The sequence below is a fragment of the Agrobacterium sp. fls2-241-TYG-188a genome, from assembly GCF_030209845.1.
In genome coordinates, this window is record NZ_JARVRD010000002.1 from 922,083 (window position 1) to 935,522 (window position 13,440).

Genomic DNA, 13,440 nt, shown 5'->3' on the forward strand with positions numbered 1-13,440 from the left:
CACCACCCGCATTCGTTGGCGGGACTGGACAGGAGATTTCAATGTCAGAAGCCGTTTCCCTCACATTCCCAGATGGTTCCGTTCGCCAGTACCCGGTCGGCACGACCGGTCGCGATGTCGCCGAATCCATTTCCAAGTCGCTTGCAAAGAAGGCCGTCGCGATTGCGCTGGACGGCACCTTGCGCGACCTTTCCGATACCATCGCCGACGGCAAGATCGAGATCGTTACCCGTGACGACAAGCGCGCTCTGGAACTGATCCGCCACGATGCCGCTCACGTGATGGCCGAAGCGGTTCAGGAACTGTGGCCTGGCACGCAGGTCACCATCGGCCCTGTCATCGAGAACGGCTTCTATTACGACTTTGCCAAGAATGAGCCCTTCACACCGGAAGATCTGCCGAAGATCGAAAAGAAGATGAAGGAAATCATCGGCCGCTCCAAGCCGTTTACGCGGGAAATCTGGAGCCGCGAAAAGGCCAGGGAAGTCTTCGCGGCCAAGGGTGAGAGCTACAAGGTCGAGCTTGTGGATGCGATTCCCGAGGGGCAGGACCTCAAGATCTATTATCAGGGCGACTGGTTCGACCTTTGCCGTGGCCCACACATGGCCAACACAGGACAGATCGGCACCGCCTTCACGCTGATGAAGGTTGCCGGCGCCTATTGGCGTGGGGACAGCAACAACCCGATGCTGACGCGTATCTACGGCACTGCCTGGGCTACGCAGGAAGAGCTGGACCAGTATCTCCACATTCTGGCGGAAGCGGAAAAGCGCGATCACCGGAAGCTGGGCCGCGAAATGGACCTGTTCCATTTCCAGGAAGAAGGCCCGGGTGTGGTGTTCTGGCACGGCAAGGGCTGGCGGATGTTCCAGACCCTGACGGCCTATATGCGCCGCAATCTCGAAGGCACCTATCAGGAAGTCAATGCGCCGCAGGTGCTGGACGCTTCGCTGTGGGAAACGTCGGGCCACTGGGGCTGGTATCAGGAAAACATGTTTGCCGTGAAATCGGCCTATGCCTTCACCCATCCAAAGGATGAGGAAGCCGATAACCGCATCTTTGCGCTGAAGCCCATGAACTGCCCAGGCCACGTTCAGATCTTCAAGCATGGCTTGAAGTCTTACCGCGAACTCCCTGTTCGCCTTGCGGAATTTGGAAACGTCCACCGCTATGAAGCGTCGGGTGCCTTGCACGGGCTGATGCGCGTTCGCGGTTTCACGCAGGACGATGCGCATGTCTTCTGCACGGAAGAGCAGATGGCAGCGGAGTGTCTGCGTATCAACGATCTTATCCTGTCCGTTTACAAGGACTTCGGCTTCGAAGAAATCGTGGTCAAGCTGTCCACGCGCCCTGAAAAGCGCGTTGGTTCCGACGAAGTCTGGGATCGCGCCGAAAGCGTCATGACGGATGTTCTCAAATCCATCGAGGAGCAGTCCGGCGGACGCATCAAGACGGACATTCTGCCGGGTGAGGGCGCGTTCTACGGTCCGAAGTTCGAATACACCCTGAAGGACGCCATCGGTCGCGAATGGCAGTGCGGCACCACGCAGGTTGACTTCAACCTGCCGGAACGCTTCGGTGCCTTCTACATCGATCAGGCCTCGGAAAAGCGCCAGCCGGTCATGATCCACCGCGCAATCTGCGGCTCAATGGAGCGGTTCCTCGGCATCCTCATCGAGAACTTCGCTGGTCACATGCCGCTGTGGTTTGCGCCGCAACAGGTGGTGGTCGCCACGATCACCTCCGATGCGGATGATTACGGCCGCGAAGTTGCTGAAGCTCTGCGCGATGCAGGTCTGACCGTCGATACGGATTTCCGCAACGAGAAGATCAATTACAAGGTCCGCGAGCACTCCGTCAGCAAGGTGCCCGTCATCATCGTCTGCGGCAAAAAGGAAGCGGAAGAACGCACCGTCAACATCCGCCGCCTCGGCTCACAGGCGCAGACGTCCTACACGCTGGACGAAGCGATTGCGAACCTCGTGGATGAAGCGACACCACCTGACGTGAAGCGCAAGCGGGCTGCCAAGGCTGCCAAAGCGGCATAAGCAGAAGATAGGAAACGGCGCTCAAGGGCGCCGTTTTCATGTCATACGTCTTAAAAATGAGAGCAGGACTCGATGTTCACCGAGAAGAGCTTTTCCCACATCAGGAATGAGAGAGATTTCCTGAGAATGCAGTCACTGCTGGCGGATCTGGTCATCCCGCTAAGAAACATAGTCGCTGCCGAGCTCCAGCGCGGAAACAAGATCGCCGATGTGGGCAAGGACTATCCCGACAACGGGTCTGTCCATGTCACGATGCGGGATAGGTTTGATGACAAATACGCGTCGAAAGACGCCCTGTTTTCGCTATGCGACGACCCGCACTATTGGCACGCGGATTATTCGAGCGTCACGCATCCACGTCATCTTTTGATTTGCTGACGTTTTCACCTAAGCCTATTCAAAATCGCCAGTTGTCTCGTCCGGGGCCTGGTCCTTCATCAGGACTTCGACATCCGAGTCCTGTCCACCAGCCACCCTGAAGTTGCGCTGGTAGACCTTTTCCTTGTTGCGGGCGATGGCGGTGTATTCGCCGTCGGCAAGCACCATGGTGGAGAAGGCGCTGACGCTTTCGTTGACGATGTCGCCGGAGCCGGTCAGAACCGACCATGCAGTATCGGCAATGGCTTCGCCGCCATGTTCGGAAACAAGTTTCAGCGTCACCTGCGCAGCATGGTGCTGGAGTGTTGCTTCCGTCAGCTTGCCCGCTTCGACCTGAATGTCGGCGCGCACAACGGCATTGATTCCGCCATATTCCGAGACGACATGATAGGTTCCGGCGTTAAGGCGGATGACGGTATTGGGTTTGACGTCGGACATCACCAGACGCCGCTCTCCATCTTCCTGGGTGTCGGATGAATAGACGGAAAATTTTAGCTGGTTAGGCGAAATGCGCTTATCGGTCCCGACAACCGCGTTCAGCACGAAGCCGCCTGCATCGAGTATGAGAACCTGTTTGTCGATCTTGCCGCTGGTTGGCACGCTGACCTTCTTGGTCACGCCCGCGCGTCCGAAGGAGACGTTGACGAAGTAATCGCCGGGCGACAGGTGAAATTCCGCCGAACCGCCCTCCGAACTCGCAAGCATGGGAAGCTTGCCGTCAGGGCCGGGGATGGGGCTGAACACCCGCCAGGCCAGCCCTTCCATCATCGGCTCGCCGTCGTTTGTCAGCTTTGCTTCCATCACGACATCGCGCGATTTGTCTTCTTGTAGGGCCGGAGAAATTGGAGCGCTGAAGGCATTCAGCTTCGGCATCTTCGGCGTGCCGCCCAATTGCTTGAAGTCCTTGAAAGCATCTTGAGAGAAGGCGACATTGTGCAGCGCGAGGCTGGAAACCAGCGCGACGCAGAGGCCGGTCGCAATTTTGATGGACGTCATTTCTCTCAACCGGATTGACTTCTTGTTTTTCTGGGACCACTTCAAACGCAATGCCGTGGCGATTTCAAGGCCCTTAATTTCAGTTGTACGACAATGGAACGGTTCTGACATGAAAGACAATATCACTCTCATCGATTATCTGAATGTTCGGCGCTCGACGCCCGCTTTGCAATTGACGGAGCCGGGCCCGGATCGTCGCGAAATCGAGGAAATACTGCGTCTGACGGTTCGCGTGCCCGACCACGGCAAGATCGCTCCATGGCGCTTCATCGTCTATCGCGGAGAGGAGCGCAAGCGTCTGGGTGAAGCGGCTCTGAAGCGTGCGCTGGAAAAGACGCCGGACCTTGGTGCGGAATATCAGGAGGTCGAGCGCACGCGTTTCACCCGTGCGCCCGTCGTCATCGCCGTGGTCAGCACGGCTGCCCCCCATGCCAAAATTCCGGAATGGGAACAGGTCATGTCCGCCGGTGCCGTGTGCCTCAACATGCTGTTTGCGGCCAACGCCAACGGTTTTGCCGCAAACTGGCTGACGGAATGGGTGTCCTATGACGAAGCCTTCCTGCCGGAACTCGGCGTCCAGCCTGGCGAAAAGGTTGCGGGTCTGATGTTTATCGGTTCCACGACGTTTCCTGCAGTCGAGCGTCCGCGTCCGGAACTTGCGGATGTCGTGACATGGGTTGGTGAAAGCTGATGTTTTACGCCACTGACAAAAATCTTCACGGCCTGCCGCACGATCCTTTCAAGGCGATCGTCGCGCCGCGGCCGATCGGCTGGATTGGATCGAAGGGCAGGGATGGTTCGCTCAATCTCGCGCCCTATTCCTTCTTCAATGCCGTGTCGGACGCGCCCAAACTGGTGATGTTTTCCTCCAGCGGCCACAAGGATAGCGTTCGCAATGTCGAGGAAAGTGGCGTTTTCACTGCAAATCTCGTCAGCCGCCATCTGGTTGAACAGATGAATATCTCGTCTGCCCCTGTTGCGCACGATGTCAACGAATTCGAGCTTTCCGGGCTCACGCCAAAGCCCGGCGAGCTCGTTGACGCCCCCTTTGTCGGGGAAGCCTATGCGGCGCTGGAATGCCGCGTAACGCAGATTATCCAGCCGGTCGATGTCGATGGGGTGAAGGCGCAGAGCTGGGTCGTGTTCGGCCAGGTCGTCGGCATTCACATCGATGAGGCCGTAATAAGGGACGGGATGATCGATATGGCAATCGCCCGTCCGATAGCGCGCATGGGCTACAGGGATTATTGCGACGGTGGCGCAGAGGTCTTCCAACTGACGAGGCCCGCTGCGCGCTAAGAGACTTTAGCAGCAGTTAAATTTTATGGTGAACCAAACGTAAACCATTTGCCCTTACTTCTATAGCTCTGATGGCAGTGAACGTTTTTGATGAACGTACTCCTGCTTATCGTCGGTGCTGTCTGGTGTTGGGGCGTAGGTTGATAGTACAAGCATTTCTTCGTTGGGCTTCCAAGGCTGGAGCAAATGATCGCTCCAAGGCGGCTACTGCGCTTGCTCAAGCATATCTCGAATCTTCCCTGCCAACGGATCGGCAGGCGAGCGCTTACGACGCCATGACATTTCTGCTGGATGACCCGTCACCCAAGGTTCGGCTCGCCCTGGCCGAAAAGCTGGCCTTTTCGCCCGATGCGCCCCATCCGATTCTTTTCACCCTTGCGCAGGACCAGCCGGAAATTGCCTGCGTCGTGCTGGTGCATTCCCCCGTTTTGCGGGAGACGGATCTTGTAGATCTGATCGGGACTGGCACAACGATTACGCGCGCCATGATCGCCGCGCGCCCTGCGCTCGAAACGGGTGCCTGCGCTGCCATGGCAGAAATTGGCGACGCACTGGAGATTTCCGTCCTTCTGGAAAATCGCAGCGCCTTCATGACGCCTTTCACCCTGCGCAGGATCGCAGAGAGACATGCGGCTGACGCCGAAATCCGTGACCTCTTGCTGCGCCGCGAGGACTTGCCGGTGGATGTCCGCTATATGATCGTTGGGCACATCGGGGCTGCTCTGGCTGCGTCAAACCTTGTACGCCACACCATGACGCAAGCGCGTGCCACCAGCGTCATCCGCGAGGCATCGGAAGCGGTAACCGTGGCGCTGGCAGACGATGTGGAGGCAGAAAGCCTGCCTTGCCTCGTGGAGCAACTGCGCGACCGTGGTGAGTTGACGCCTGCTTTCCTGATGAATGTTCTGTGTTCCGGCAAGCTGGAATTCTTTGCTCTGGCTGTTTCCGACCTGTCTGGCCTTGCAAACCGCCAGGTCCGCTCCATTCTGTCAACTGGAAGGCACCACGCGCTGAAGGCACTCTTCCTGTCAATTGGTCTTACCGGGCCGATCCTCGATATCTTCATGGAAGCAACGGTGCTCTGGCGCGATATCGTCGTCACACCATATTCCAATCCGATCGCTGACCTGTCGTCGGACCTGCTCGCCAAATTTTCCGGTGTCGAAACTGATGCGACAATGCGGGAGTTGCTGCATATGGTTGAAAGACTGCGGATCAATCAGCAAAGACAACGCGCCCGTTCGTTGGGTGATCTCGTCGCAGAAGCTGCGTAAAGCTTATTTCGAGAAACGTCGGGCGATCCAGGAATAGCTGTCTTCCACCATGCGTACCGGCTTGCCCAGCACTTGCTTTACGCCCTCGGTTGAGGGCAGAATTCTGCGGACGCGGGTGATGGCGCTCTGCGTCAGTGTCTGCTCTTCCTGCTGCGCAAGTGCGGGCGGTGTTGCTGGCGCTTCGGGCGTCTGATCTTGGGTGTTGGCCGTTTCAGTTCCGGGCGCATCGGGCGTCTGGCACACCGCAACCACCACCGGGTAGGAGGCATTCGCGAAATTACCGAGCTGCTTTTCCGATTCGGCATCGCATAGTTCAATGCTGGTCCACCGCTGCTGCAGCGTAGCAATATGTTGGCAATCGGTCGCGCTGTCGTCGCAGCCGAGAATGGTCATCAAAACAAGCGCAGTTCTCATTTTCGCTCTTTTGCCCCTGGAAGAGAAATTGTCTTATCTGTGCGCATGATCTAGAGAAATTGCAGTCTTATTGCGACAGAATGAGCGCCTTCCCACAAAATAATGGAACTGAAAATGCCTGTCTCCATCACATTGGAAAGCCCACGCCAGCCGGAAATAATCCGGCTTCTGGAGATGTCCGATGCCTACGCGGCATCGCTTTATCCCGCGGAAAGCAACCATCTGGTCGATATCGCAACTTTGGAGCAGCCGAATGTCACGTTCTTCGTGGCCCGCAACGAAGGCGAGATTGTCGGCTGTTGTGCACTTGTGGAAAAGGGTGATGGGACTGCGGAAATCAAGCGAATGTTCGTGGACCCGCAGGCGCGCGGAATGAAGATCGGCAAGCTGATGCTTGAGGCACTGGTAGAGCTTGGACGTCAGCACAGCGTGAAAGCGATTCGCCTGGAAACCGGCATCAGCCAGCCGGAGGCCATCGGACTCTATCGCAATGCGGGTTTCGTGGATATCGACCCCTTCCCACCCTACAAGCCGGACCCGCTCAGCATCTTCATGGAGCTGAAGATATAGGTCGGCCGGCAAACGGGATGTTTACCAAGAGTTGACTATAAATACCATCAAGGGTAGAAAAACTATGTTTATATTTCGCATGAGGTGAAGGTAACGCTTTGGTTTGCCGTTGATGAGCGACGGCGGCCGAGTTGAGGTGCGGAAATGACGTTGGTCTCAAATCCAAATTCAACTGCTTTACTAATTTTGCAAAAAACAAATATCAACCAAGTTACAGATCAGAAAATATCTCTCTCATCATCCGATCTGGCGGCCGCCTCAATCAGTGCCAAATCTACGATTGGTGTTACAGCTCAGCCTTCGCAAGCGGAGTCGAAGATTGCTGGCGCTTTATACAGTGTGAATAGTGTCAGTGTGACGGAGATGAAGCTCGATCTCATCGACAGGACTGGCAAGGCACTTGGTGTAAACCAGGAGGACTATGCCTCTAGAGATGAGTTTGTCGATGCAATGCGTCGGGCCCTAGGCAAGCTGAAAATTGAAGGCGGAATGGCCGCCGTTATGGCGCTAGAAAAAGAGCTTGGTTTGGACAAGCTTGACGTGTCTGTCGACGATGTCATTGCAAGCGCCGCCGATCCTGATAGCAACGATAAGTTGACGAAGGCTCTGAAAGAAGAAGCTGGCATTCTCTCTGATGAAGAGGGAAATGAAGAAGAAGTCGAAGGTGAAGGCGAAGACGAAGATCAAGCCTCAGCTGTCTTTCAGGCAGATGAAATCGGTCTCTACAGCGCCGTTATGCTGATAGCGCAGGCTTGAACCTGGTTTTCCAAAGGCGGCAACATCAGATTGCCGTCTTTCTCAGCGGCGGAGGTTCGTCAATTGCGACCTCCGTCTCCAGCACTTCATTCTCCGTAGCCGAAAGTTCAACTTCGCGAACCCATTCGCGCCATACAGCGACCAGCAGGGCCATCAGGACCGGGCCGATAAACAGGCCAAGGAAGCCCATTGTCCTCACGCCGCCGACAAGGCCGAAAAATGTTGGCAGGAACGGCAACTTGATAGGGCCGCCGACGAGGCGAGGGCGTATGGTCTTGTCAACGATGAAGAGTTCCACCGAACCCCAGGCAAAGAGCCCGATGCCCGCGCCGACAGAGCCGCTGGCCACCAGATAGACTGAAACGAGGGTAAAGGAGAGTGGCGCGCCGCCGGGAATGAGCGCCATGACGCCGGTCAGAACGCCGAGCGTGACGGGCGAGGGGACGCCAGCAATCCAGTACGCGATACCCAGAATGATTCCCTCGCCGATGGCAATCAGGGTCATGCCGGTAACGGTGGAACTGATGGTTGCGGGAACAACGCGGGAAATTCTCTCCCAGCGGGTCGGCAGAATGCGTTCGCCCACAAGATCGATCTGGCGCGCGAATCCCACACCGTTGCGGTACACAAAAAACAGCGCAATCAACATGAACAACAGAGTGAGAATCAGGTGGAAGGCACCATTGCCCGCTGCTACGATGGCACGGTAGATGTTGCCGATATTGGCGCCACTGACCAGTTGAATGACTTCGCCGATTGCGCCGGGCGTACCCACATAGCGAACCCATTGCTCACTCATCCATGATCCCACGCCGGGAAGCGCAGCAATCCACTGCGGAACGGGGGCTCCGGTCTTGTTGACCTCAACCGCCCAGCCGAACCATTCGCGGACTTCGCTGGCTGTATAGGATGCGGCAATAAAGATCGGCACGATGAGGAAGGTGATGATCAGCAGCAGCGCGATGGTTGCGCCAACCGTGTTGTTGCCGCCAACCCGGCGCAGCAGCTCTCGATAGACAGGCCAGCTGGCAAAACCGATGACCAGTGCAGCCAGAACCGGCACTAGAAAACCATAGAAGAAATAGATGCCAGCCGCGACAATAAGAACCAGAAGCCAGCGCGCCGCAGAAATGGACGGTACCAGCGCGGTGCGTGCATGTGAGGCTGGGCCGAGCCAACGGGGCTCGCCGGTTTTCCTTGGAGTGTCAACCTTACTCAAAATCGCGTCTCTTTCGCATTCCCCGGACAGATTTTTATTCTGTCATCATTTGATGGACAGTTTACAGCATATTCTGCCAGCATTTCGTTTTTATAGTGTTCGCATATCCTACTGAACGATTTTGGTAAAAATAACGCAAGCAGCCTTGGCCTCGTTCACTGAATATGAGAATTGAGGACATGTTTTGCAAACCTGATGGCGGTCCTCAACCGTTATGGATTTAGACCATGCTTTCCAGATTCTTCTCTTACTACCGGCCATATAGAGGGCTGTTCATTCTGGACTTCTCATGCGCAGTGCTGTCGGGCCTGCTGGAACTGGGATTTCCGATGGCTGTGAAGGCTTTCGTGGATTTTCTTCTGCCGGCTGGGGACTGGTCTCTCATTCTTCTCGCCTCTATCGGGCTCCTCGTTATCTACGTCTTGAACACCGGCCTGATGGCGATCGTCACCTACTGGGGGCATATGCTTGGTATCAATATCGAGACCGATATGCGGCGCCACGCATTCGACCATCTGCAAAAGCTTTCATTCCGATTTTTTGACAATCAAAAGACCGGTCATCTCGTCGGCCGGTTGACCAAGGATCTCGAAGAAATTGGCGAGGTGGCGCATCACGGTCCGGAAGATCTTTTCATTGCCCTCATGACGTTCCTCGGAGCGTTCTTGCTTATGCTCTCCGTCAACGTCCCGCTGGCGCTCATCACCGCTGCCATCGTACCAATCACGGCGTGGGTAACGAGCCGTTACGGCAGCCGCATGACCAATAATTTCCGCGCACTTTACGGGCGTGTCGGGGCCTTCAACGCCCGCATTGAGGAAAACGTTGGCGGAATGCGCGTGGTCCAAGCCTTCGCCAATGAGAACCACGAACGTGCGCTGTTCGAAACCGAGAACCAGCAATACCGCCAGACGAAACTCAACGCCTATAAGATCATGGCTGCCAGCACATCGCTCAGCTATATGAGTATGCGGTTAACGCAGATGATCATCATGATTTGCGGTGCCTGGCTTGTCTTGACGGGTGATCTGACGAATGGTGGTTTCATCGGCTTTTTGCTTCTCGTCAATGTGTTCTTTCGCCCCGTCGAAAAGATCAACTCCGTCATAGAAACCTATCCCAAGGGCATTGCCGGTTTTCGCCGCTTTACCGAATTGATTGACACCGACCCCGACATTACGGATGCGCCGGATGCGGTGGATGCACCTGTGTTGAAAGGCAACATCTCGTACAGCAATGTCAGTTTTGGCTATAGCGATGGCAAGCAGGTGCTCAGCAACATCGATCTGGCGATCAAGGCGGGAGAAACGGTTGCTTTCGTTGGTCCGTCGGGCGCGGGCAAGACGACGCTCTGCTCTCTGCTCCCCAGATTTTACGAGGTGTCAGGCGGATCTATCACCATTGACGGGATCGATATCCGCAAACTGAAACTCGCCTCTCTCCGCAGTCAGATCGGCATCGTTCAGCAGGATGTCTTCCTCTTTGGCGGCACGATCCGTGAGAATATCGAATATGGCCGGCTGGGAGCAAGCGAGGCCGAGATTTGGGAAGCTGCCCGCCGCGCGCGTCTGGACGGTGTGATAAGCGAGATGCCTGATGGGATGAACACAATCATCGGCGAGCGGGGAGTGAAACTTTCCGGCGGGCAGAAGCAGCGTATGTCGATTGCGCGAATGTTTCTGAAAAATCCGCCCGTGCTCATTCTGGATGAGGCAACTTCGGCGCTGGATACGGAAACGGAAAGGGCGATTCAAGCATCGCTGGGCGAGCTGGCGAAGGGGAGAACCACCTTGGTCATAGCGCACAGGCTCGCAACCATCAGGGACGCATCACGCATTGTTGTCGTGGATGAGACTGGTATCGTTGAAACCGGTAATCACGGCGAACTGATCGATGCCAAGGGACCGTATAGCCGTCTTTACGACGCCCAATTTGGGGCTCAGTTGCTCGCTTGATGTGCGCTTTAGGGCTGGCTTGGACTTTCGATGCCGGGGTTCGAATCCGGTTTGCCGGGGTGTGACGTGACGAGGTAGGTCACAGCAATCGCACAGGCCGCAGCAATCAGGCAGAAGATAAGCGCAAGTGTGAAGCTCCAAGGTTTGGATTTGCGCCGAGACCAGACGAACCTGCGGCCACGTAACCGTTCCTTGTCCGGATTGTTATGATATTCCGGTCCCAGATTTTCCGTGTTTGCCATGGCTCCCTCCGATACACAGGTCGATCTAGATGGCAACGCCTCAAGGCCGGAGAAGTTCAATCCTGCTGCCAGATTGGACCACCGTGGACTTGCGAAGCTTGCCTGCGCCGGTCATGCTGTCGCCAACCGCGTGTCTTTTAAGGGAGGACAACATTGGTCTTTGAGCCACGGGCTTTTTTGAAGGATTTGTTCTTTGCTGCTGTCAAAGCAGCAGACCCTTACGAGGCAATCGTTCGTCATCTTCCGCAGCCTCCAAAGGGTCGCACGATCATCATCGGGGCGGGCAAGGCCTCGAGTCAGATGGCTGAAGCATTTGAGCGCGCATGGGCGCATCCCCTCGAAGGTCTGGTGGTGGCGAGACACGGGCCTGTTGCCGCTTGCGAACGAATTAAAGTCATTCAATCCGCGCACCCCGTTCCTGATGTCGCAGGCCTGGAGGCCTCACAGGCATTGATGGCCTCCCTCGAAGGGCTAACGAAGGACGATCTTGTCATCGCGCTTATCTCCGGCGGTGGATCCTCGCTGTTGCCCGCGCCTCCTGCGGGATTTGAACTTGCCGATGAAATTCTGTTGAACAAGGCTCTTCTGGCCTCCGGTGCCCCGATTTCCGCAATGAATGTGGTGCGAAAGCATTTTTCGCGGATCAAAGGTGGCAGGCTCGCAGCGCTTGCCCATCCGGCGAGGGTCGTCAGCCTTGTGGTGTCGGATGTGCCCGGCGACAATCCCGCCTTCGTTGCCTCAGGGCCGACAGTGCCGGATGAGGGGAGTGCGCAGGACGCAATCCGGGCTATCCGCGATTATCGGATCGATTTACCGGAACGGATGGTGGAGAGCATCTCACATGCCACCGCCCCCATGCCGGGCGACAATGTTTTTGCCCGCAATGAAGTCCACGTCATAGCCTCGTCGCGTGTGTCGCTCGAAGCGGCAGCGGAGCTCGCGCGACAGCGCGGTGTCCATCCGCTCATTCTTTCAGACAGTATCGAAGGAGAAGCGAAGGATATTGGGCGTATGCACGCCGCACTTGCGCGGGAGTTTGCTAGCAGCGCGGCCTTCAAAAAACCGATGGTTCTCCTTTCCGGCGGTGAAACAACGGTCACCATTGGCAATGGCGGCTATGGCAAGGGCGGCCGCAATACGGAGTTTCTGCTTTCCGCAGCACTCGACCTGCAGGATGTGGCGGGCGTCACCGGACTTGCAGCTGACACGGATGGGATCGATGGTTCGGAGACCAACGCTGGCGCATTCTGTGATGGCGGCAGTATTGCGCGCATTCTTGCCGCTGGCGGCGAAGCGCGAAAATTTCTGTCTGGTCATGACGCGTGGTCTGCCTTCGATCTGGCGGGCGATCTCTTCGTTTCAGGCCCGACCGGAACGAATGTGAATGATTTCCGCGCTTTTTTCGTGGGTTGAGCATCTGCCTTTGCATGCCCGCCAGAAAGCGCTTGCCTTTGCAGTTCAGATGGCCGCTAAGTTGACAAACCAAACCGGGAGGATATTCGATGGCCAAGGGTCAAGTTCGCAGCAACAAGGAAATCAGAAAGCCGAAAAAGGACAAGGTGGCTCCCGCCGCTGCTCCCACACTCGGTTCGCAGGTGAAAGCCAGCGAAAGCACGACGAAGAAGAAGTAAACAGGCGCCAAATGTAACTCCGGTGCCCCGTTGGGCACTGGAGTTCAGCGCAACAGCCGCAGAGGGCTGTTTTGAAAGACGCAACACGGCTGCATCTGTCAGCCATGGAGAACCGACATTATCAAGATCATGGTTTTGCTGCACAGCGCCAACGGCACCGACTGGCAGTCCCCACCCAAAGGCACTGGCCTGAAGACACTCGCCGAAGCCGAAGAGCAGGGCTTCATCCAGATCCGCGGTGAATTTCAAAAACGCCAATTCCGCCTGACAAGTCTCGGCCTTGAATACGTGAACCGCGACAAGCGGCGGCTGGAAGCACGCCGTATGTGACGCCTCGAACCGGAGCTGCCTTGCCGGAGATGGGAGGGCGGTTCGGCCATGGGGCTAGGCAGCGCAGCTGTCGGTCACCCATCCTGCGCATCTTGATTTGTCTTTTCGTCAGCAGTCACGGCGGTTGATCGCAACCTAATTTCATCACATACAAGCTTTTACGCTCCGCTTCGCTTTAGAGTGATCGATGCTTCCGCGTGCTGTCGCCTAGATTTCGGCGCACCGCTGCAGACCTTGTCATTTCTGCCGTCCCTCAGGAAATGCCTCGCTGGCGTTGGCGTACTTGTATGCTCCATCTGACGGTTACACTCACATGTCGACTGCTGTC

The 13,440-nt window shown here is 56.4% G+C and carries 15 protein-coding genes; 11 read left to right on the forward strand and 4 right to left on the reverse strand.

The window, feature by feature from the left end; all coding sequences use genetic code 11:
* The first annotated feature begins 41 nt into the window (after nucleotides 1–41).
* On the forward strand, nucleotides 42–2,048 hold the full coding sequence (thrS, locus tag QRN85_RS11250) for a threonine--tRNA ligase (protein WP_284758049.1): 2,007 nt from the start codon (nucleotides 42–44) through the stop codon (nucleotides 2,046–2,048).
* Between the two features lie 72 nt (nucleotides 2,049–2,120).
* Nucleotides 2,121–2,426, forward strand: a complete 306-nt coding sequence (locus QRN85_RS11255) for a hypothetical protein (RefSeq protein WP_284758051.1) — start codon at nucleotides 2,121–2,123, stop codon at nucleotides 2,424–2,426.
* A 15-nt stretch (nucleotides 2,427–2,441) separates the two neighbouring features.
* On the opposite strand, the gene QRN85_RS11260 is transcribed toward QRN85_RS11255, so the two are convergent.
* Complete coding sequence (locus QRN85_RS11260; protein ID WP_062587284.1) at nucleotides 2,442–3,422, reverse strand: RgsD C-terminal domain-containing protein; 981 nt, start codon at nucleotides 3,420–3,422, stop codon at nucleotides 2,442–2,444.
* 109 nt (nucleotides 3,423–3,531) lie between these two features.
* On the opposite strand from QRN85_RS11260, the gene QRN85_RS11265 reads away from it, so the two are divergent.
* The 3 genes from QRN85_RS11265 to QRN85_RS11275 all read left to right on the forward strand — a co-directional run bounded on the left by QRN85_RS11265 (nucleotide 3,532) and on the right by QRN85_RS11275 (nucleotide 5,995).
* A complete protein-coding gene (locus QRN85_RS11265) occupies nucleotides 3,532–4,113 on the forward strand; it encodes a nitroreductase family protein (protein WP_284758053.1) in 582 nt (193 codons plus the stop codon).
* The gene (locus tag QRN85_RS11270) at nucleotides 4,113–4,721 is read left to right on the forward strand and encodes a flavin reductase family protein (RefSeq protein WP_284758055.1); all 609 of its coding nucleotides are present in this window, start codon (nucleotides 4,113–4,115) and stop codon (nucleotides 4,719–4,721) included. Before QRN85_RS11265 ends, QRN85_RS11270 begins: the two co-directional genes overlap by 1 nt.
* A gap of 140 nt (nucleotides 4,722–4,861) precedes the next feature.
* Nucleotides 4,862–5,995, forward strand: coding sequence for a DUF2336 domain-containing protein (locus tag QRN85_RS11275; protein ID WP_284758057.1), 1,134 nt, complete (start codon nucleotides 4,862–4,864; stop codon nucleotides 5,993–5,995).
* A gap of 3 nt (nucleotides 5,996–5,998) precedes the next feature.
* Here QRN85_RS11275 and QRN85_RS11280 read toward each other — a convergent pair whose 3' ends face one another.
* The gene (locus QRN85_RS11280) at nucleotides 5,999–6,409 is read right to left on the reverse strand and encodes a hypothetical protein (RefSeq protein ID WP_284758059.1); all 411 of its coding nucleotides are present in this window, start codon (nucleotides 6,407–6,409) and stop codon (nucleotides 5,999–6,001) included.
* Nucleotides 6,410–6,523: 114 nt separating this feature from the next.
* Here QRN85_RS11280 and QRN85_RS11285 point away from each other — a divergent pair, with 114 nt between their 5' ends.
* Both QRN85_RS11285 and QRN85_RS11290 read left to right on the forward strand, forming a co-directional pair.
* The gene (locus QRN85_RS11285) at nucleotides 6,524–6,979 is read left to right on the forward strand and encodes a GNAT family N-acetyltransferase (protein ID WP_284758061.1); all 456 of its coding nucleotides are present in this window, start codon (nucleotides 6,524–6,526) and stop codon (nucleotides 6,977–6,979) included.
* A gap of 144 nt (nucleotides 6,980–7,123) precedes the next feature.
* Entirely contained in the window at nucleotides 7,124–7,735 is a 612-nt protein-coding gene (locus QRN85_RS11290; RefSeq protein WP_284758062.1) for a hypothetical protein, read from the forward strand.
* A gap of 25 nt (nucleotides 7,736–7,760) precedes the next feature.
* Here the strand turns inward: QRN85_RS11290 and QRN85_RS11295 are convergent, their stop codons facing one another.
* The gene (locus QRN85_RS11295) at nucleotides 7,761–8,954 is read right to left on the reverse strand and encodes an AI-2E family transporter (RefSeq protein ID WP_284758064.1); all 1,194 of its coding nucleotides are present in this window, start codon (nucleotides 8,952–8,954) and stop codon (nucleotides 7,761–7,763) included.
* A gap of 227 nt (nucleotides 8,955–9,181) precedes the next feature.
* Between QRN85_RS11295 and QRN85_RS11300 the strand changes: the two genes are divergently transcribed.
* Nucleotides 9,182–10,909: an ABC transporter ATP-binding protein gene (locus tag QRN85_RS11300; protein WP_284758067.1), complete on the forward strand. Its 1,728-nt coding sequence runs from the start codon at nucleotides 9,182–9,184 to the stop codon at nucleotides 10,907–10,909.
* Nucleotides 10,910–10,917: 8 nt separating this feature from the next.
* Here the strand turns inward: QRN85_RS11300 and QRN85_RS11305 are convergent, their stop codons facing one another.
* Nucleotides 10,918–11,151: a hypothetical protein gene (locus QRN85_RS11305; protein ID WP_062587130.1), complete on the reverse strand. Its 234-nt coding sequence runs from the start codon at nucleotides 11,149–11,151 to the stop codon at nucleotides 10,918–10,920.
* A gap of 153 nt (nucleotides 11,152–11,304) precedes the next feature.
* On the opposite strand from QRN85_RS11305, the gene QRN85_RS11310 reads away from it, so the two are divergent.
* From QRN85_RS11310 to QRN85_RS11320, 3 genes are all read left to right on the forward strand, one after another.
* Nucleotides 11,305–12,564, forward strand: coding sequence for a glycerate kinase type-2 family protein (locus QRN85_RS11310; RefSeq protein ID WP_284758069.1), 1,260 nt, complete (start codon nucleotides 11,305–11,307; stop codon nucleotides 12,562–12,564).
* Nucleotides 12,565–12,653: 89 nt separating this feature from the next.
* Complete coding sequence (locus QRN85_RS11315; protein ID WP_280136381.1) at nucleotides 12,654–12,782, forward strand: hypothetical protein; 129 nt, start codon at nucleotides 12,654–12,656, stop codon at nucleotides 12,780–12,782.
* A gap of 129 nt (nucleotides 12,783–12,911) precedes the next feature.
* Nucleotides 12,912–13,112: a hypothetical protein gene (locus QRN85_RS11320; protein ID WP_062587132.1), complete on the forward strand. Its 201-nt coding sequence runs from the start codon at nucleotides 12,912–12,914 to the stop codon at nucleotides 13,110–13,112.
* Nucleotides 13,113–13,440 lie beyond the last annotated feature (328 nt).

Coding starts and splice junctions, on each gene's coding strand:
- thrS (WP_284758049.1), top strand. CDS start 42: ATGTCAGAAGCCGTTTCCCTCACATTCCCAGATGGTTCCGTTCGCCAG.
- QRN85_RS11255 (WP_284758051.1), top strand. CDS start 2,121: ATGTTCACCGAGAAGAGCTTTTCCCACATCAGGAATGAGAGAGATTTC.
- QRN85_RS11260 (WP_062587284.1), bottom strand. CDS start 3,422: ATGACGTCCATCAAAATTGCGACCGGCCTCTGCGTCGCGCTGGTTTCC.
- QRN85_RS11265 (WP_284758053.1), top strand. CDS start 3,532: ATGAAAGACAATATCACTCTCATCGATTATCTGAATGTTCGGCGCTCG.
- QRN85_RS11270 (WP_284758055.1), top strand. CDS start 4,113: ATGTTTTACGCCACTGACAAAAATCTTCACGGCCTGCCGCACGATCCT.
- QRN85_RS11280 (WP_284758059.1), bottom strand. CDS start 6,409: ATGAGAACTGCGCTTGTTTTGATGACCATTCTCGGCTGCGACGACAGC.
- QRN85_RS11285 (WP_284758061.1), top strand. CDS start 6,524: ATGCCTGTCTCCATCACATTGGAAAGCCCACGCCAGCCGGAAATAATC.
- QRN85_RS11290 (WP_284758062.1), top strand. CDS start 7,124: ATGACGTTGGTCTCAAATCCAAATTCAACTGCTTTACTAATTTTGCAA.
- QRN85_RS11300 (WP_284758067.1), top strand. CDS start 9,182: ATGCTTTCCAGATTCTTCTCTTACTACCGGCCATATAGAGGGCTGTTC.
- QRN85_RS11305 (WP_062587130.1), bottom strand. CDS start 11,151: ATGGCAAACACGGAAAATCTGGGACCGGAATATCATAACAATCCGGAC.
- QRN85_RS11315 (WP_280136381.1), top strand. CDS start 12,654: ATGGCCAAGGGTCAAGTTCGCAGCAACAAGGAAATCAGAAAGCCGAAA.
- QRN85_RS11320 (WP_062587132.1), top strand. CDS start 12,912: ATGGTTTTGCTGCACAGCGCCAACGGCACCGACTGGCAGTCCCCACCC.